The sequence below is a fragment of the Pseudomonas sp. TE31087 genome (assembly GCF_057284075.1).
Map to the genome: position 1 here is coordinate 3,565,803 of NZ_JBXVNN010000001.1, position 18,627 is coordinate 3,584,429.

The window sequence follows — 18,627 nt, forward strand, 5'->3', positions numbered from 1 at the left end:
ATTAGCTAAGAAGGGATTTCGTCGTGCGTCGGCTTCGGATTGCCATAGCCCTGATCGTCAGCCTGCTGACCCTGCTCTGCCTGCTCCCGGCACATGCCGAACAGGCCGCAGGCTGGTCGGCGCTGCTCGACGAACAGGCCAACCTGCAATTGTCCGATGTACGCTCCGAACGTTACCGCAACCAGTTCAGCCCCCTGGCCCTCGACGAACTGGATGCCGCCCTCCCCGACCAGGCGCTCTGGCTGCACTACCGCCTGGAACCGCACGACCAGGAGCAACTGGTCCGTATCTTCGCCCCCGACCTGTCGCGCCTGGACCTCTACGCCCTCGAAGGCGGCAAACTGCTGCGCCAGCTGCACCATGGCCGCCAGGGCGATGGCCTGAGCCCGACCCAGCGCGGCCGGGACCATGTGCTGCCGCTGCCACACAGCAGCCAGCCACTGGACATCTACCTGCGGCTGGTCTCCGAACACCAGTTGCGCCCGGCCATCAGCGTCGAGTCCACCGCCCACGCCGCCGCCGACCAGCGCCAGTCGCTGCTGTTCGGCCTGCTGTTCGGCGGGCTGGTGATGCTGATCCTGCACAACCTGATCCGCTTCGCCTATTCTCGCTCCAGCACCACGCTAGTCCTGGCGCTGTACCACGGCCTGATGCTGCTCAGCGCGCTGATCCTGCTCAATCTCACTGGCCCGTGGGGGCAGCTGTGGCACAGCGCACAGACCCCGGCGGCCTACCTGACCTTGGTGCTGGCGGGCCTGGCCGGGCTGTACTTCACCCTGCATTTCTTCTCTCCCTGCAGTTCGGCGCGGCTCAACCGCCTGATGCAGATGGAAATGGTCGTGGCCGCGGTCAGCGGCCTGGTGCTGCTGTTCGTCGACACGCTGCCGCTGAACCTGATGACCTACGCCCTGCTCGCCCTGGGCAGCGTGAGCATGCTGCTGGTCAGCAGCTATCACTGGTACAAGGGCTACGGCCCGGCGCGGCTGTTCAGCGTGGCGATGCTGGTGTTCAACCTCGGCGGCCTGGTACTGCTGCCGGCCCTGCTGGGCCTGACCCGCACCCCCATGCCCTGGCTGCTGTGCATCCTCATGGCGTTGACCGTGGTCAGCGGCCTGTTGCTCAACCTCGCGGTCAGCGAGCGCCTGCGCCGGATCAGCGAAGAGCGCTTCCGCGCCAGCCGCGCCCTGGCCGCCAGCGACGCCGAGATCAACGCCAAGGCCGAGTTCCTGGCCAAGATCAGCCACGAGATCCGCACCCCCATGAACGGCGTGCTGGGCATGACCGAGCTGCTGCTGGGCACGCCGCTGTCGGTCAAGCAGCGCGACTACGTGCAGACCATCCACAGCGCCGGCAACGAACTGCTCACCCTGATCAACGAGATCCTCGACATCTCCAAGCTCGAATCGCGACAGATTGAACTGGACGACGTGCAGTTCGACCTCAACGCCCTGATCGAGGACTGCCTGAACATCTTCCGGGCCAAGGCCGAGCAGCAGAACATCGAGCTGATCAGCTTCACCCAGCCCCAGGTGCCCAGGGTCGTCAGCGGCGACCCGACGCGCCTGCGCCAGGCCCTGTCGAGCCTGCTGGACAACGCCCTGAAGAACACTACCCAGGGCGAGATCCTGTTGGTGGTGGCCCTCGACCAGCGCGGCGACAGCCCGCGCCTGCGCATCGCCGTGCAGGACAGCGGCGAGCCGATGCCGCCCGCCGAGCGCGACGCCCTGCTGCAGGCCGAACTGCACAGCCGCCACTTCCTCTCCAGCAACAAGCTCGGCGGCCACCTGGGCCTGGTGATCGCCAAGCAGCTGATCGGCCTGATGCAAGGCGAGTTCGGCATCAAGACCAGCACCAGCATGGGCAACACCCTGTGGCTGACCCTGCCGCTGGATCCGCAGCGCCTGGAGCAGCCGGCCACCGACCTCGACGGCCCGTTGCGCGATGCGCGGGTGCTGGTGGTCGACGACAACGACACCTGCCGCAAGGTGCTGGTACAGCAATGCAGCGCCTGGGGCATGAACGTCAGCGCGGTGCCGTCGGGCAAGGAAGCGCTGGCGCTGCTGCGCACCAAGGCGCACCTGCGCGACTACTTTGACGCGGTGCTGCTGGACCAGAACATGCCCGGCATGACCGGCATGCAGCTGGCGGCCAAGATCAAGGAAGATCCGAGCCTGAACCACGACATCCTGGTGGTGATGCTCACCGGCATCAGCAACGCGCCGAGCAAGATCATCGCCCGCAACGCCGGGGTCAAGCGCATCCTCGCCAAGCCGGTGGCCGGCTACACGCTCAAGACTACCCTCGCCGAGGAGCTCGCCCTGCGCGGCCGCGACCAGGCCGCGCCGCCGCTGCCGGTCGGCACTCCGGTGCCGCTGGACCTGCCCGGCGACTTCCGCATCCTGGTGGCCGAGGACAACAGTATTTCGACCAAGGTCATCCGCGGCATGCTCGGCAAGCTCAATCTCGAGCCGGATACTGCCAGCAACGGCGAAGAAGCCCTGCAAGCGATGAAGACCAAGCACTACGACCTGGTGCTGATGGACTGCGAGATGCCGGTGCTCGACGGGTTCTCCGCCACCCAGCAGCTGCGCGCCTGGGAGTCCGCCAACCAGCGTCCGCGCACCCCGGTGGTGGCGCTGACCGCGCACATTCTCAACGAGCACAAGGAGCGCGCACGGCTGGCCGGCATGGACGGTCACATGGCCAAGCCGGTGGAGCTGTCGCAATTGCGTGAGCTGATCCAGTTCTGGGCGGGGCAGCGGCAGGTAGTTACTGCCCCCCTCGACTGAAATGCTATTGGTGTAGGAGCGGCCTTGCCGAGGCGTCGGACCGGCCGGAATGGGCTGCACAGCAGCCCCCGGCCATTTCTGCTTTAGCTGAGATCCCGGGGCCGCGCTGCAGCCCTTTCGCGGCGCAAGGCCGCTCCTACAGGATCCGTGCTATACAGTGACATCTCACCGCCGCGGACCCGCCCCCATGCTCCATGAGTTGTTCAGCGTCTACCTGAAAATGCTCGTGCTCTACAGCCCGTTCTTCGTGCTGTCGTGTTTCATCGGCCTGACCCGCGGCCACTCCAGCAAGGAACGCAAGCAACTGGCCTGGCGCGTGGCGATCGCCACGCTGGTGGCCAGCGTGCTGCTCTATCTGTTCGGGCGGGTGATCTTCGGCGTGTTCGGCATCACCGCCGACGCCTTCCGCATCGGCGCGGGCTCGGTGCTGTTCATCTCGGCGCTGGGCATGGCCCAGGGCAAGTCGGCGGTGCAGACCGACAACGTGCAGCAGGACGTGACCATCGTGCCGCTGACCATTCCGCTGACAGTCGGCCCGGGCACCATCGGTGCGCTGCTGGTGATGGGGGTGGGCCAGCCGCACTGGGACGACAAGCTGCTGGCCATCGTCAGCATCGCCCTGGCCAGCTTCACCGTCGGCCTGGTGCTGTACCTCTCGCACCGTATCGAGCGACTGCTCGGCGACCAGGGCCTGCAGATCGTCAGCCGCCTGATGGGGCTGTTCGTCTGTGCCCTGGCGGCGCAGATCATCTTCACCGGGATCAAGGGCTACCTGCTGCCCTGACCCCGGCTGCACTCAGGGCTTGGCGGGATACCAGCGCGGCGTGTACACCCACTGGCCGCCATCGGCACGGGGGAAGGTGCAGGTGGTCGAGGAGCCGACCAGCACCATGGTACGCATGTCGACCATCTCCGGCAGCAGCTCGCCCAGGGTCACTACCCGCAGGGTCTGGCCCGGCCGGCCGATATCACGGCCCAGCACCACCGGTGTGCCTGCGTCACGATGACGGCGTACCACCTCCAGCGCCGCACCCAGCTGATGAGGCCGGGCCTTGGAGATCGGGTTGTAGAACGCCAGCACCAGATCCGCCTGGGCCGCCAGGTCGAGGCGCTTCTCGATAATCGACCAGGGCTTGAGGTTGTCCGACAGCGACATCACGCAGAAGTCGTGCCCCAGCGGCGCCCCCGCTTGCGCGGCGGTGGCCAGCGAGGCAGAGACGCCGGGCAGGATCTGCAACTCGACGCGCTGCCAGGCCGGGTCGCTGGACTCGTGCAGCGCTTCGAGCACTGCGGCGGCCATGGCGAACACGCCCGGATCACCCGACGACACCACCACCACCGAACGCCCCTGGGCCGCCAGCTCGAAAGCATGACGAGCGCGCTGCATCTCTTCGCGGTTGTCGGTGCAGTGCAGTACCTGATCGTCGCGGAAAGGACCGGCCATGCGCACGTAGGTTTCGTAGCCAAGCACATCCTGCGCCCGCGCCAGCTCCGCCTTGACCGCCGGCACCATCAGTTCGGCGGCACCAGGGCCCAGGCCGATCACCGCCAGGCGACCACGGCGACGGCCAACGCGGGCGATGTCGACCGGTGCCGCGGCAACGGCGTGGGCGAGCCCCACGGACGAACCTACGCGCGCGTGCGGCAATGCATCAGCCAGCATCCGCTCCAGGCTCTCGGCGGCCGGGGTGAAGCGCAGGGCGACATTCAAGGCCTGTGCAGCTTCGTGCAGGGCCGGCTCCGCCATCTCGGTTTCGCTCGCCAGCAGGCAGGCCAGCGCAGGCTCGGCAATGTTCGCTCGCAGCAGCTCCTCGCGCACCTGTTGCACCAGGTCAGCGCTACCGGCTGTGACCGCCACCACCACGCAACGCGCGTGGATCAGCAGTTCGTCACGACTGGCCGGACGCAGTGCGCTGCCCACGTGGATAGTGCGTTGGGCATCTTCGCTGGCGAGCAACTGCGCGTGCTCAAGCCACGGCGCGTCGCCTTCGACACGCACCGCCTCGCCCGCCAGCAGGTCGCAGACGAAGCGCTTGCCCTGTTCCAGGTCCGCCAGTGCGTAACCCTCGGGCGGATTCAGCAGGCAGGTGCCGAAGCGCAGCTCGCCACTGGTGGTGATCGCCGCGCTGACACCCAACGCTTCACCGATCTCTCGGGCCATGACGTTGACTCCGCCCAGGCCACCGAGCAGCGGCACCACGGCGCTGCCGTCCTCGGCCACCGCCAGTACCGGTGGTTCGACGCCTTTTTCGCTCAACAGCGGCGCCAGGGTGCGAATGACGATACCCGCCGCGCACAAGGCGATGATCGGCGTGTCTTGCTGATACAGCTCACGCAGGGTGTCGCCGAAGACTGCGTAGTAACGGTCGACACCCTCCACGCGCCCTTGCAGGCCATGGATCACGGCCTGTGGATAGCATTGCTGGATACGCTGCGCGGTAGCCAGGCTGCCGGGGCCGAGAATGACGATTGCCGGTGCCTTGATCATCCCTGCCATTTCTCACCCGGCACGATGATCAGCGAGAAGTACGGCGAGGACTGCGGGTCGACCTCGTCCAGCGCGACGATCTTCTGGTTGGCCATGGTGGCCCGCTCCACGTACAGCGCACGGCTATCCAGGCCCAGCTCGCCGAGCACCTGGCGCACCTTGGGGAAGTTGCGCCCCAGCTTCATGATCACTGCCGCGTCGGCAGCAGCCAGTCGCTGTTTGAGCTCTTCATGGGGCAGCACACCGGAGAGCACGGTAAGGGTCTGATTGCGGTACACCAACGGTGCACCGAGCACCGAGGCGCCACCGAGCATCGAGCAGACGCCCGGAATCACCTGCGCCTCGTAGCGCGAGGCCAGGCGATCGTGCAGGTACATGTAGGAGCCGTAGAAGAACGGGTCCCCTTCGCAGATCACCGCCACGTCGCGGCCGGCGTCCAGGTGCGCGGCAACCTGCAGGCTGGCTTCGTCGTAGAAGTCGCTGATCACCTGCTCGTAGGAGAGCGGCGCGGGCAGCGCCTCGGTGGTCACCGGGTACACCAGCGGCAGCAGGCTCTGTTCGGCTTGCAGGTGCGCTTCGATGATACCGAAGGCATTGCCGCGCTTGCCCTTGGCCACGAAGTACGCCACCACCGGTGCCTCGCGCAGCAGGCGCAGGGCCTTGACCGTGATCAGCTCGGGATCGCCCGGGCCCACGCCCAGGCCCAGCAGTCGTCCGCGTGCGTGCATCATTCCACCTCCGTGGCCAGGGCGTTGACCGCGGCGGCGGCCATCGCGCTGCCGCCCAGGCGGCCCTGCATGATCACGAACGGCACGCCACGGCTGTCGGCGGCGAGCATCGCCTTGGACTCGGCGGCGCCGACGAAGCCGACCGGGAAGCCGAGGATCAGCGCCGGTTTCGGTGCGCCGGCATCGAGCATTTCCAGCAGATAGAACAACGCGGTCGGCGCGTTGCCGATCACCACCACGCTGCCCTCCAGGTGCGGGCGCCACAGCTCCAGGGCCACCGCCGAGCGGGTATTGCCCTCGGCCTTGGCCAGGTCCGGCACGCTCGGGTCGCGCAGGGTGCAGATCACCGGGTTGTTGGCGGGCAGGCGGGCGCGGGTGATGCCTTCGGCAACCATGTGCGCGTCGCAGAGGATCGGCGCGCCCTTGGCCAGGGCTTCGCGACCGGCGCTACCGGCGCCATCGGAGAACTGCAGGCCATCGATGGCCTCGACCATGCCGCAGGCATGGATCACGCGCACGGCGAGCTTTTCAAGATCGGCGGGGATCCGCTCGAGCCGGGCTTCCTCGCGGATGATCCGGAAGGAATTGCGATAGATCTCCTGACCATCGCGGATGTAGTCAATCATCAAGGTGCTCCGTCGGCAGGTCGAGCATGGCGCCTGCTTCTTCTGGGGTGAGGTCGGCTGCGCGCAGCCTGCCGAAACCCGGCAGGCGCGCGTCGCGCAAATAAAGGTCATAACGGCCCGGGGCGCGGGCCAACAGGGTGGCCGGGGCGGCATGGGCCATGGCACAGGAACGTGGGCAGGCTGTCAGGTGCACGCTGCCCGGGGCACCGTGGTGCAGCAGAGCGGCCAGGGCAATGGCGTCGGCCTTGGTGTCGGCCTGGGCCTTGGCGCAACCGCTGGAGCCGGTACAGGCGACGACCCGCGCCAGTGGATGTTCGTTGTGGCAGAGCATGCCGGATGCCGCCAGCTGCGCGCGTGCGTTTTCCAGCTCGGTCGGCTCGAGGGAAGTCAGCACCAGGCTCTGCCAAGGCGTCAGGCGCAAGCTGCCATCGCCCCATTGCCGGGCGATACGCGCGGCACTGCGAAGCATTGCGCCCGTCAGGCGCCCGAGGGGCGGCGCGACGCCCAGGGCCACGCCCTGGCGCTGGGGCAACACGCCCAACCAGGGGCTTGTCGTCGCCGGGCGCTGCCTGGCCATCGACGTGGTATCGATCTGAATTGCCAGCCCTTCCAGGAAGTGCTCAACCGGGCACACCTGCAGCAATTGACGCATGCGCGACTGCTCGGGTGTCGCCAGATCAAGGAAGCGCTCCAGCACCGCGCGCACCAACGCCGGCCCCTGCTCCATCGGTACCGCACCCAACGCCTGGCCATTCGACAGGCTGCTCGCGAGGCCGAACCGCAACCAGATGTGCCCTTCGCGTTGCATCGCGGACAGCCACAGATCATGGGCGTGGTCGAGCATCGCCAGCGCTTCGCCGCCATCGAGCTGCACGGCGAATTTGGCCGACAGCTTATGGAACCGGGGTGTGCTTTCCAGCAGGTCGAGGATCTGCCCGGCCAATGGTCGGGTGTCGAACAGCATGGTCGGATCGAGCCCGGCCAGTGGGCTGAGCATGAGGTTGCGGACATCATCGCCCGCCGCGTCACGCGGGCCGAGCCCGGCGGCCAGCAGATGCTCGACCAGCCCGCCGTGATCCTGGCCAATGCCGCGAATCTGCAGGTTGGCCCGGTTGGTCGCCTCGATCACCCCGCCGGCGAAGCGCTCGGCGGCGTCGGCCACGGCATCGGCCTGATCGGCCAGCAGCAGCCCACCTGGCAGCTTGATCCGGCAAATGCCACCGTCGCGCGCGGCGACGATGCGCCACAACCCCGGACAGGCCGAGGGACGGGGCGAAACTTCGGAGGGTGGGGGCTGCGTCAAGGGAGCATCCGGCAATCGTGAAAGTGCGCTTCAGTGTAGAAGGCGCGGTATTATGCCTGCTTTGTCCGGCGGCATGAAAAACCGGTGGTCGAACGCTTAGACAAATCGCGGGGCAAGCCCGCTCCCACGCCACCTCGTGGGAGCGGGCTTGCCCCGCGATCAATGATTGGTACGAGGAACAGATGGCCCCCTGGCTGACAGTAATAGGCATCGGCGAAGACGGTTTCAGCGGCCTGGGCAAGCAGGCCCGGCGTGCCCTGCTATCGGCCACGCGAATCATCGGGGCCCCACGCCAGCTGGCACTACTGCCCCGCTGCGTGACCGCCGAGCAATTGCACTGGCCCTGCCCCTTCTCCCTGGCCCCGGTCATGGCCTTGCGCGGCGAGCCCGTATGCGTACTGGCCAGCGGCGACCCGATGTTCTACGGCGTCGGCGCCAGCCTGGCGCGCCAGCTGCCCGCCGAGGAATTGCAGGTGCTGTCGATGCCCTCCTCCTGCGCCCTGGCCGCCGCCCGCCTGGGCTGGCCGTTGCAGGATGTACAGGTGGTCTCGGTGGTCGCCCGCCCACTGGCCGCGCTCAATGCCCATCTGCACAGCGGCGTGCGCCTGCTGGTGCTGAGCAACGACGAGTGCAGCCCGGCGGCCATTGCCTCGCAGCTGTGCGAACGAGGCTTCGGTCCTAGCCGTCTCCAGGTGTTCGAACACCTCGGCGGCCCCCAGGAGCGAATGCTGAGCGGCACCGCCGACGACTGGCCGCACACCGACATCGCCACGCTCAACCTGGTCGCCATCGAATGCCAGGCCTCGCCCGACACCCCACGCCTGCCGCGTGTGGCCGGCCTGCCCGACAGCGCCTTCCGTCACGACGGCCAGCTGACCAAGCGCGACGTGCGAGCGATCACCCTGGCTCGCCTGGCACCACAACCCGGTGAGCTGCTGTGGGACGTAGGTGCTGGCTGCGGCTCGATCGGCATCGAATGGATGCGCGCCCACCCCAGCTGCCGTACCCTTGCGATCGAGGCCGACGAGGGCCGACAGGGCTTTATCGAATACAACCGCGACACCCTCGGCGTGCCCGGCCTGCAACTGATTCGCGGCAAGGCCCCCGAAGCGTTGGCCGGGCTGGAGCGTCCGGACGCGATCTTCATCGGCGGCGGCGTCACCCGCAAAGGCATGCTCGACCTGTGCTGGGAGCGCCTGCTGCCGGGCGGGCGCCTGGTTGCCAACGCCGTCACCCTGCAAAGCGAGGTCGCCCTGGCGCAGTTCCGCGACCAGCATGGCGGCGAGCTGACTCGCATCCACATCGCCCACACCCAGCCTCTGGGCAGTTTCGACACCTGGCGCCAGGCCCTGCCGATCACCCTGCTCGACGTGGTGAAGCCCCTCGATGCGTGAAGAAACCCGCGAACAGCCCGCGCCGCTGCGCAGCGGCCTGACCACCGGCAGCTGCGCCACCGCCACCAGCCTGGCGGCGGCGCGCCTGCTGCTGACCGGGCAACGGCACGACGCGGTGGAGATCACCCTGCCCAAGGGCAAGGTGGTGCAGATGCGCCTGGAGTTCTGCCACCTCAAGGGTGACATGGCCGAGGCCGGTACCTTGAAGGATGCCGGCGACGATCCCGATGTCACCCACGGCGCCCTGCTCTACAGCCAGGTGCGCCTGCTTGCCGAGCCCGGCGTTCGCTTCGTCGCAGGCGCGGGCGTTGGCACCGTGACCCGCCCGGGGCTGGTGCTGGCAGTCGGTGAACCGGCCATCAACCCGGTGCCGCGCAAGATGATCAGCGACCATCTGCTGCAACTGGCCGGCGATTGCGGCTACCACGGCGGTTTCGAAGTGACGGTCAATGTCCAGGGCGGCGAGCAGTTGGCCCTGAAGACCATGAACCCGCGCCTGGGCATCCTCGGCGGGCTGTCGATCCTGGGCACCAGCGGCATCGTCCGGCCGTTCTCCTGCTCGGCCTACATCGCCTCGATCCACCAGGGCATCGACGTCGCCCACACCAACGGCTACACACACATCGCCGCCTGCACCGGCAACGCCAGCGAAGACACCATGCGCCGTGTCTACAACCTGCCGGAGATCGCCCTGATCGAGATGGGCGACTTCGTCGGCGCCGTGCTCAAGCACCTGCGCAATGTGCCCGTGCCACGCCTCACGCTGTGCGGTGGCTTCGGCAAGATCAGCAAGCTGGCGGCCGGGCACATGGACCTGCACAGCCGCCACTCCAGCATCGACCTGCCACAGCTCGCGGGCTGGGCGGCGGCCATTGGCGCGGACGCGGCACTGCAACAGGCGATCATCGCCGCCAACACCAGCCAGCAGGCCCTCGCCCTGGCGCATGCCGCCGGCATCGCCCTGGGTGATGAGGTGTGCCGCCACGCCCTGGTCTTCGCCCGTAGCGTGGTGCCGGCCCAGGTGCAGGTGGAAGTGTTCGCCATCGACCGCCAGGGCGGCATCGTCGGCAAGGCAGGTGTGGCATGAAGGGGCGCATCCTGCTGCTCGGCGGCGTCACCGAAGCCCTGGCCATTGCTCGCCAGCTGGGTCCTCAGCACGTCTATAGCCTCGCCGGTATCGGCCGTGTACCACAGGACCTGACGTGCCAGGTGCGGGTCGGTGGTTATGGCGGTGCCGAAGGCCTGGCCGACTACCTGCGCGAAACAGGCATCGACCTGCTGATCGACGCTACCCACCCCTACGCCGCGCAGATCAGCCGCAATGCTGCTCTCGCCGCAAACAGCGCAGGCATTCCCTGCTGGGCCCTGCGCCGCCCGGCATGGCAGGCGCAGGCTGGGGACGACTGGCGCGAAGTCGAGGACTGGGCCGGGCTGATCGAGGCGCTGACCCCGTTCGAGCGCCCCTTGTTCACGCTGGGTCGTGAACCCTTGCATCATCTGGACGAAATTCCACCACACCAGTTCTGGACCCTGCGCGCGCTCGAGGCGTGTACCGGCAATGAACGCTGCGAGGTGATCGGTGCTCGCGGGCCGTTCCTCATCGACGACGAACGTGCCCTGTTCGAACGTCGGCGGATCGATGTGCTGGTCAGCAAGAACAGCGGCAGCACGGCCACCGAGCCGAAGCTGGAAGTGGCGCGGGAGCGCGGGATTCCAGTACTGGTGCTCAAGCGGCCGGTGCTGCCGGAGGCGGATCGGGCGTTTCAAGATGCAGGGTTACTGCTGGAGGCGCTCGGCCTGTCCAAGGCCTGACTTCGCTACGTATATCCCATTGACATATCCATTCCCGGAATTAAACTCCGGACATACATTTGCGCTTTCAAGGAGGCCCATCATGGAGCAAGGTGCAGTCTTCAAAAGCAACCGCAGCCAGGCTATCCGTATGCCCAAAGCCCTCGCCCTTCCAGAAGACGTCACCCGCGTGGACATCGTCGCGGTGGGCCGTTCCCGTATCATTTCGCCTGCCGGCGAAAGCTGGGACAGCTGGTTCGAGGGTGACGATGTGAGTGCGGACTTCATGGCAAGCAGGGAACAGCCAGCCGACCAGGAGCGCGAAGGATTCTGATGCTCAGGTACATGCTCGATACCAACATCTGCATTTTCACCATCAAGAACAAGCCACAGGTAGTGCGCGAGGCATTCAATCGCTACCACGGCCAACTGGCCATCAGCACGGTAACCCTGATGGAGTTGATCTACGGTGCGGAAAAATCCGCCGCGCCGGAACGTAACCTGGCCATTGTCGAGGGGTTCGCCGCACGGCTCGATGTGCTTGACTACGACATTCAGGGCGCAGCTCACACCGCGCAGCTACGTGCGGAACTGGCCAAGGCCGGCACGCCCATCGGCCCCTATGACAGAATGATTGCCGGCCACGCCCGCGCTCGTGGCCTCACGCTGGTGACCAACAACCTGCGCGAGTTCCAGCGTGTTCCGGGGTTGCGTGTGGAAGACTGGGTGTCACACCCACGCTGACGGTCACGAGATGGCCCTGTGCCTTGATCCTGCCGTAGAATCACCTCTCCCCTTCTGGAAGGCTCCACCCATATGGAAATGCAATGGTGGATCTGGCTCGTCTTCGGCGTGGCCCTGATCCTGCTGGAACTGGTGCTCCCCACCTTCTTCATCCTCTGGTTCGGCGTCGGTGCCGTGCTGGTGTCGCTCGTCTCGCTGCTCGCCCCCAGCCTGCAACTCGATATGCAGGGCCTGCTGTGGGTGGTGTTCTCATCGATCACCACCGTGCTCTGGTTCAAGGTGTTCCGCCGCAAGAAGCCGGACGTGCGCTGGACCGCCGACAGCGTGATCGGCGAGGTCGGCCTGCTGACCGCCAACGTGTCGCAGTTCCAGAAAGGCCGGGTACGCTTTCAGAAACCGATCCTCGGCAACGAGGAATGGACTTGCGTCTCGGACAATGAAATTCCCGCCGGCGAGCGCGTGCGCCTGGCCGCCATCGAAGGCAACACCGCCCGGGTCACCCGGGCCTGAATCCGCACTAAAAGGAAGTTCGCAAGCATGACCAGCCTCATCGTCGTCGGCACCCTCGCCGCATTCGTCCTGATCACCGTGTTCAAGGGGGTGCGCATCGTGCCCCAGGGCGAGGAATGGATCGTCGAGCGCCTGGGCCGCTACCACAGCACCCTCAAGCCGGGCCTGAACATCGTCATTCCGTACATGGACGTGGTCGCCTACCGCCTGCCGACCAAGGACATCATCCTCGACGTGCAGCAGCAGGAGATCATCACCAAGGACAACGCGGTGATCGTCGCCAACGCCCTGTGTTTCGCCAAGGTGGTCGACCCGCAGAAGGCCTCGTACGGCGTGCAGAACTTCTCGTTCGCCGTCACCAGCCTGACCATGACCTCGCTGCGCGCCATCGTCGGCGCCATGGACCTGGACGAGGCGCTGTCCAGCCGCGAGCAGATCAAGGCGCGCCTGCGCGAAGCGATGTCCGAGCAGACCGAAGACTGGGGCGTGACCGTGCGCTCGGTGGAGATCCAGGACATCAAGCCCTCGCCGAGCATGCAGACCGCCATGGAACGCCAGGCGGCCGCCGAGCGTGAGCGTAAAGCTGATGTGACCCGCGCCGAAGGCAACAAGCAGGCGGCGATTCTCGAAGCCGAGGCGCGCCTGCAGGCGGCCAAGCTGGATGCCGAGGCGCAGGTCAACCTGGCCGAGGCGTCGGCGCGGGCGATCACCCTGGTCAAGGAAGCGGTGGGCAGCGAGACCGTGCCGGCCATGTACCTGCTGGGTGAGCGGTATATCGGGGCGATGGAGAATCTGGCGGGTAGCGACAATGCCAAGGTGGTGGTGCTGCCGGCGGATCTGCAGGAGACCGTGCGTGGGCTGATGGGGCGTGGCAAGGCCTGATACCCCCAGCCCTGCGCGAGCGGGCATCGTGGGAGCGGGCTTGCCCCGCGATAGGGCCCGCCCAGGCAACATCATTCCCAGGCCTGGCCCTATCGCGGGGCAAGCCCGCTCCCACGAACCCGCGCCTCTGGCACGACATGCTCTCCTCCAGGTGCGGCACTTCACCGCACCCCGGCTTTTTTACCTATACTCCGCCGTACAATAGCCATCACGATTCCTGACCGGATCTCTCCATGCCCCCACGTCGGCACATCGCCTGGATAGCCTGCTTCGCAGTGCTGTTCAACCTGCTGGCCATGCCGCTGTCCTCTGCCGCGCCCAAGGGCCCGGCCGAACAGCTGCTGTGGGGGGCTTTCTGTTCCAGCATGGCCAACAAGGCCAAGGTCGATGTCCAGGCCCTGGCCAAGATCGACCTGGGGACGCAAAGCGACGACAGCGCCAGCATGATGAACTGCTGGTGCTGCCTGGGCGCGGCGCCTTTGCTGGCCCTACCCGGCTACCCGCCGCAGTTGCACAACCCTCCCGTGCAGCCGGCAAGCCACCCACAACACCTCGCCGACTACCAACCCACGCCGCGCCAACTCTGGCCCGCGCTCAATCCCCGTGCCTCTCCGCTGGTCTGAGTTCACTACGCTGTCCTTCAGAACCTGAACAGACCGGAGACTCACCCATGCTCAAGCAAGCCCTCGTCCTGGCCGCCCTGCTGCTGCCCGGCGCCTACGCCACCGCCCACGAGTACAGCGTCGGCGACCTGCATATCGCCCACCCCTGGTCGCTGGAGCTGCCGCCGAACGCGCCCAACGTGGCGGCCTACTTTGTCGTGCACAACAACGGCAAGGCCGATGACCGCCTGCTTTCGGTGAAAAGCCCCATCACCGACGACGCCCAGTTGCATGAGCATGTGATGAGCGCCGCCGGCGCCATGAAGATGCAACATGTGCCAAGCGTGTTGGTCCCGGCCGGCAAGGATGTGGTGTTCGCCCCCAGCGCCTACCACGTGATGATCATGCAACCCAAGGACCGCAGCCTGCTGACCGACGGCAAGCGCTTCCCGCTGACCCTGCACTTCGAAAAAGCCGGTGACGTCACTGTCGACGTCGCGGTGCAGAAGCAGCCACCGGCCGAGCAGGCCGCGGCGCACGAGCACGCGCACTGACCTGATCGACTGACAGGCGCTCGCCATGAGCCTGCCGCGCTACAGCTCCGCCCGCACTACCCGCCCTGATCGCAGACGCGTCGGTGGCGGCTGGTTGAGCCTGTTCGCCATGTGGATGATCTTCATCGGCCCGCTGGTTTCCCAGTCGATGCCGATGGAGCACCACGCCGGCATGTCCATGCCCATGGACATGTCGATGAGCATGCCCATGGCGCACGGTCACGACGAGCACCACGGCCACGGCAACGATGGCCAGCTGCATGTCATGTGGGAGAAGTGCGGCTACTGCAGCCTGCTGTTCAACTGCCCCGCCCTGCCCCAGACCCTCAGCCCGCTCAGCGCAGGCTGCGCCCCCCCACCCACCCACCTCACCATCGCCACGCGCCAGGGCCATGCCCGGCAGGCTGTATTCCCCGGCGCCCGCAGCCGCGCGCCGCCCCATTCGATCGTCGCCTGAACACAACACGCTAAACGCCCGAAGCCAGGAGGCTTCGCGCTGACTCACGACTGATCGACTGGAATCATTATGTCCGGCTGCACCCCTGTTTTTGCCCTTTCCCTGCGTGGCACCATCACCGTGCTCTGCGGCTCGCTGCTCGCGCCACTGGCCTTTGCCGCCGAAACCGGCCACGAAGGCCATGTGCACGACCCGGCCGAGCTGAGCCCAACGGTGATCACCGCCATCGCTCCGAGCTCACCGCTGACCGTGGTCACCAACCCTAAAGATCCGCGCCAGCCCGTGCCGGCCAGCGACGGCGGTGACTACCTCAAGACCATCCCTGGCTTCTCGGTGATCCGCGCCGGCGGCACCAACGGTGACCCCGTGCTGCGCGGCATGTTCGGCTCACGCCTGAACATCCTCACCAACGGCGGCATGATGCTCGGCGCCTGCCCCGGTCGCATGGACGCTCCGACCTCGTACATCTCGCCGGAAACCTACGACCGCCTCACCGTGATCAAAGGCCCACAAAGTGTGATCTGGGGCCCCGGCGGCTCCGCCGGCACCATTCTCTTCGAACGTGACCCAGAGAAATTCGGCGAGCTCGGCAGCCGGGTCAACGGCAGCGTGCTGGCCGGCTCCAACGGCCGCTTCGACAAGGTGCTCGACGCCGCGGCCGGCAACCAGCTCGGCTACGTGCGCTTCATCGGCAACCAGTCGCACTCGGACGACTTCGAGGACGGCAACGGCGACACCGTGCCTTCGCGCTGGGACAAGTGGAACGGCGACGTCAGCCTCGGCTGGACCCCGGACGCTGACACCCTGCTCGAGCTGACCGCCGGCAAGGGCGACGGCGAGGCCCGCTCCGCCGGGCGGGGCATGGACGGCTCGCAGTTCAAGCGCGAAAGCCTGGGGCTGCGCTTCGAGAAGTCCAACCTCGGCGAGGTGCTCGACAAGGTCGAGGCGCAGGTCTACTACAACTACGCCGACCACGTGATGGACAACTACACCCTACGCACCCCGTCGGGCGCCGGCATGATGGGGATGCCCATGGTCAGCAACGTCGACCGCCGCACGATGGGCGCGCGGATCAAGGCCACCTGGCGCTGGGCCGACGTGCAGTTGATCAGCGGCATCGACGCGCAGACCAACGAACACCGCCAACGCGGCGGCATGGGCGTCAACGCGCACAAGGGCAAGCCTTGGACCAAGGATGCCGACTTCCACAACTACGGCGCCTTCGGCGAGCTCACCTGGTATGCGACCGGTGAAGATCGCCTGGTCACCGGCGCCCGCCTGGACCGCGCTTCGGCCCGAGACTTCCGCAAGGGCAGCGCCACTGAAGACGATACCCGCGCCGACACCCTGCCCAGCGGCTTCGTGCGCTACGAGCACGACCTGGCGGCGATTCCGGCCACCACCTACATCGGCCTCGGTCATACCCAGCGCTTCCCCGATTACTGGGAGCTGTTCTCGCCCAAGCGCGCCCCGGCCGGCTCGGTCAACGCCTTCGACGGTATCAAGCCGGAGAAGACCACCCAGCTCGACTTTGGCATCCAGTACCGCGACGAGCGCCTGGAAGCCTGGGCTTCGGGTTATGTCGGGCAGGTCCGCGACTACATCCTGTTCGACTACCAGCGCAACATGATGGGTTCGCTCACCTCCCAGGCACAGAACATCGACGCCCGCATCATGGGCGGCGAACTGGGCGCAGCCTACAAACTGACCGAAAACTGGAAGGCCGACGCCACCCTGGCCTACGCCTGGGGCAAGAACAGCAGCGACGGCAAGGCCCTGCCACAGATGCCACCGCTGGAAAGCCGCCTGGGGCTGACCTACAGCCGCGACACCTGGAGCGTCGGCGCCCTGTGGCGCCTGGTGGCCGAGCAGAACCGCATCGCCCAGAACCAGGGCAATGTGGTCGGCAAGGACTACGACACCAGCTCAGGCTTCGGCGTGTTCTCGCTCAACGGCGCCTACAAGATCAACAACAACCTCAAGCTCAGCGCGGGCGTCGACAACCTGTTCGACAAGGCCTACGCCGAGCACCTGAACCTGGCCGGGAACGCCGGGTTCGGCTACCCGGCCAACGCCACGGACCCGGTGAACGAGCCAGGCAGGACCTTCTGGACCAAGGTCGACTTCAGCTTCTGACAACAACAAACGGGCGCGGGACCTGACCGCGCCCACTTAAGGTCTACGGGAGGCTCCCATGAGCAAACCAAACGTTTCCTTCTACAACCTTGCGTGGCGCTGGCATTTCTATGCCGGGCTGTTCGTGGCGCCGTTCATGATCCTGCTGGCGATCACCGGGATCATCTACCTGTTCAAGCCGCAGCTCGACCCGCTGATGTACCGCGAGCTGATGGTGGTCGAGGCCGGCCATCACCGACAGGGCGCCGATACGTTGCTGGCCAACGTACGCCAGGCTTATCCACAGGGTCAGGTGGGGCAGTACCTGCCATCGGTGAGCGCCGAGCGCAGCGCACAGTTCGTCGTACATGACGGCGGGCGCGAGCTGAACGTGTTCGTCGATCCGTACAGCGGCAAGGTGCTGGGCGAACAGGACGGCAAGCAAAACCTGCAGGCCATTGCCCGTGCCCTGCATGGCGAGCTGATGGTCGGCACGGTCGGTGACCGGCTGGTGGAGCTGGCGGCCGGCTGGGGCATCGTCCTGGTCGTGTCCGGCCTCTATTTGTGGTGGCCACGCGGGCGCAACAGCGCGGGCGTGCTGTGGCCACGCCTGAGCGCACGCGGCCGGGTGCTGTGGCGCGACCTGCATGCTGTTACAGGATTCTGGGGCTCAGCCCTGCTGCTGTTGATGCTGATCAGCGGCATGACCTGGACCGGGCTATGGGGCAAGCAGTATGCCGACCTATGGAACCGGTTCCCGGCGGCCATGTGGAATGATGTGCCCAAGTCCGACAAGCAGGCACGCGAACTGAATGAAGCCCACCGCCAGACCGTGCCGTGGGCCATGGAGAACACCCCGATGCCGGTGTCCGGCGCCCATGCCGAGCATGCCGGGCACCACATGATGGATCACGCCCCCGCCGCGCCCCAGGTGAGCCTGCAGCAGGTCGAGAACATCGCCAATCTGCGCGAGGTCGAGCCGGGCTACAGCATCACCCTGCCGACCAGTGCCGAAGGAGTGTTCACCATTGCGGTGTTCGCCGACGATCCGCGTAACGATGCCACCCTGCATGTGGACCAGTACACCGGACAGGTGCTGGCCGATGTGCGCTGGCAGGACTACAGCCCGGTGGCGCGTGCCACGGAGCTGGGGGTGATGCTGCACGAAGGGAAGATGTTCGGGCCGTTGAACCAGATCGTCATCCTGCTGGTGTGCCTGATGATCCTGCTGGGGTCGGTGAGTGGGCTGGTGATGTGGTGGAAGCGCAAGCCGGCTGGTGGGCTGGGGGTGCCGCCGCTGCGCCATGACCTGCCGCGCTGGAAGATGGCCGTGGGGGTGATGGTGGTGCTAGGCGTTGCCTTCCCGCTGGTGGGGATTTCGATGGTGGTGATGTGGGTGGTGGATAGTCTGGTTGTGAGACGCCGGGTCATGGTTCGAGCCTGATATCGCAATCGCGGGGCAAGCCCGCTCCCACGCCAATCTCACAGGGCTGGCGTGGGAGCGGGCTTGCCCCGCGATGAGGCCGGCACCAACAACCATTGATTCCCGTCATGTCGAGCACCGCGCTGCACCGCCAAGATCGTGCCGATCTGCCGCACCCGCGATCGGAACGCGACGTGATAGCCTACTCGGCTTTCGCTCAC

General features: G+C 66.6%; 18 protein-coding genes. 14 read left to right on the forward strand and 4 right to left on the reverse strand.

Going from position 1 to position 18,627, the window contains the following annotated elements:
• Positions 1 to 23 precede the first annotated feature (23 nt).
• On the forward strand, positions 24 to 2,789 hold the full coding sequence (locus ACZ899_RS16055; RefSeq protein WP_232856597.1) for a hybrid sensor histidine kinase/response regulator: 2,766 nt from the start codon (positions 24 to 26) through the stop codon (positions 2,787 to 2,789).
• Between the two features lie 187 nt (positions 2,790 to 2,976).
• Complete coding sequence (locus ACZ899_RS16060; RefSeq protein ID WP_028691281.1) at positions 2,977 to 3,573, forward strand: MarC family protein; 597 nt, start codon at positions 2,977 to 2,979, stop codon at positions 3,571 to 3,573.
• A 12-nt stretch (positions 3,574 to 3,585) separates the two neighbouring features.
• Here the strand turns inward: ACZ899_RS16060 and cobJ are convergent, their stop codons facing one another.
• From cobJ to cobG, 4 genes are read right to left on the reverse strand one after another with little or no spacing between them, the layout of a single operon-like run.
• Positions 3,586 to 5,286 carry a precorrin-3B C(17)-methyltransferase gene (cobJ, locus tag ACZ899_RS16065; RefSeq protein ID WP_234560873.1) on the reverse strand — a complete coding sequence of 567 codons (1,701 nt, stop codon included), beginning with the start codon at positions 5,284 to 5,286 and terminating at the stop codon, positions 3,586 to 3,588.
• Positions 5,274 to 6,008, reverse strand: a complete 735-nt coding sequence (locus tag ACZ899_RS16070; RefSeq protein WP_234560874.1) for a precorrin-2 C(20)-methyltransferase — start codon at positions 6,006 to 6,008, stop codon at positions 5,274 to 5,276. Before ACZ899_RS16070 ends, cobJ begins: the two co-directional genes overlap by 13 nt.
• Positions 6,005 to 6,631: a precorrin-8X methylmutase gene (locus ACZ899_RS16075; protein ID WP_203648111.1), complete on the reverse strand. Its 627-nt coding sequence runs from the start codon at positions 6,629 to 6,631 to the stop codon at positions 6,005 to 6,007. The genes ACZ899_RS16070 and ACZ899_RS16075 overlap by 4 nt, the downstream gene beginning before the upstream one ends.
• Positions 6,624 to 7,949, reverse strand: coding sequence for a precorrin-3B synthase (gene cobG, locus ACZ899_RS16080; RefSeq protein WP_234560875.1), 1,326 nt, complete (start codon positions 7,947 to 7,949; stop codon positions 6,624 to 6,626). Before cobG ends, ACZ899_RS16075 begins: the two co-directional genes overlap by 8 nt.
• Before the next feature lie 167 nt (positions 7,950 to 8,116).
• Here cobG and cbiE point away from each other — a divergent pair, with 167 nt between their 5' ends.
• The 12 genes from cbiE (at position 8,117) to ACZ899_RS16140 (ending at position 18,427) form a co-directional block, all read left to right on the forward strand.
• Positions 8,117 to 9,328 carry a precorrin-6y C5,15-methyltransferase (decarboxylating) subunit CbiE gene (cbiE, locus tag ACZ899_RS16085; protein ID WP_234560876.1) on the forward strand — a complete coding sequence of 404 codons (1,212 nt, stop codon included), beginning with the start codon at positions 8,117 to 8,119 and terminating at the stop codon, positions 9,326 to 9,328.
• On the forward strand, positions 9,321 to 10,415 hold the full coding sequence (locus ACZ899_RS16090; RefSeq protein WP_234560877.1) for a cobalt-precorrin-5B (C(1))-methyltransferase: 1,095 nt from the start codon (positions 9,321 to 9,323) through the stop codon (positions 10,413 to 10,415). The genes cbiE and ACZ899_RS16090 overlap by 8 nt, the downstream gene beginning before the upstream one ends.
• The gene (locus tag ACZ899_RS16095; protein ID WP_234560878.1) at positions 10,412 to 11,140 is read left to right on the forward strand and encodes a cobalt-precorrin-6A reductase; all 729 of its coding nucleotides are present in this window, start codon (positions 10,412 to 10,414) and stop codon (positions 11,138 to 11,140) included. Before ACZ899_RS16090 ends, ACZ899_RS16095 begins: the two co-directional genes overlap by 4 nt.
• A gap of 82 nt (positions 11,141 to 11,222) precedes the next feature.
• On the forward strand, positions 11,223 to 11,453 hold the full coding sequence (gene vapB, locus ACZ899_RS16100) for a type II toxin-antitoxin system VapB family antitoxin (RefSeq protein ID WP_011535889.1): 231 nt from the start codon (positions 11,223 to 11,225) through the stop codon (positions 11,451 to 11,453).
• A complete protein-coding gene (gene vapC, locus ACZ899_RS16105; protein ID WP_203648116.1) occupies positions 11,453 to 11,863 on the forward strand; it encodes a type II toxin-antitoxin system tRNA(fMet)-specific endonuclease VapC in 411 nt (136 codons plus the stop codon). The genes vapB and vapC overlap by 1 nt, the downstream gene beginning before the upstream one ends.
• 72 nt (positions 11,864 to 11,935) lie before the next feature.
• Positions 11,936 to 12,373 (forward strand): NfeD family protein, encoded by a 438-nt coding sequence (locus ACZ899_RS16110; protein WP_232856591.1) that lies wholly within the window; start codon positions 11,936 to 11,938, stop codon positions 12,371 to 12,373.
• A 27-nt stretch (positions 12,374 to 12,400) separates the two neighbouring features.
• Positions 12,401 to 13,255, forward strand: coding sequence for an SPFH domain-containing protein (locus ACZ899_RS16115; RefSeq protein WP_110735010.1), 855 nt, complete (start codon positions 12,401 to 12,403; stop codon positions 13,253 to 13,255).
• A gap of 233 nt (positions 13,256 to 13,488) precedes the next feature.
• Entirely contained in the window at positions 13,489 to 13,878 is a 390-nt protein-coding gene (locus tag ACZ899_RS16120; RefSeq protein ID WP_234560879.1) for a DUF2946 domain-containing protein, read from the forward strand.
• Positions 13,879 to 13,925: 47 nt separating this feature from the next.
• Entirely contained in the window at positions 13,926 to 14,411 is a 486-nt protein-coding gene (locus tag ACZ899_RS16125) for a copper chaperone PCu(A)C (protein WP_234560880.1), read from the forward strand.
• Between the two features lie 25 nt (positions 14,412 to 14,436).
• Positions 14,437 to 14,868 (forward strand): DUF2946 domain-containing protein, encoded by a 432-nt coding sequence (locus tag ACZ899_RS16130; RefSeq protein ID WP_232856587.1) that lies wholly within the window; start codon positions 14,437 to 14,439, stop codon positions 14,866 to 14,868.
• A 69-nt stretch (positions 14,869 to 14,937) separates the two neighbouring features.
• Positions 14,938 to 17,004: a TonB-dependent copper receptor gene (locus ACZ899_RS16135; RefSeq protein WP_234560881.1), complete on the forward strand. Its 2,067-nt coding sequence runs from the start codon at positions 14,938 to 14,940 to the stop codon at positions 17,002 to 17,004.
• 58 nt (positions 17,005 to 17,062) lie between these two features.
• A complete protein-coding gene (locus tag ACZ899_RS16140) occupies positions 17,063 to 18,427 on the forward strand; it encodes a PepSY-associated TM helix domain-containing protein (protein ID WP_234560882.1) in 1,365 nt (454 codons plus the stop codon).
• Positions 18,428 to 18,627: the final 200 nt, after the last annotated feature.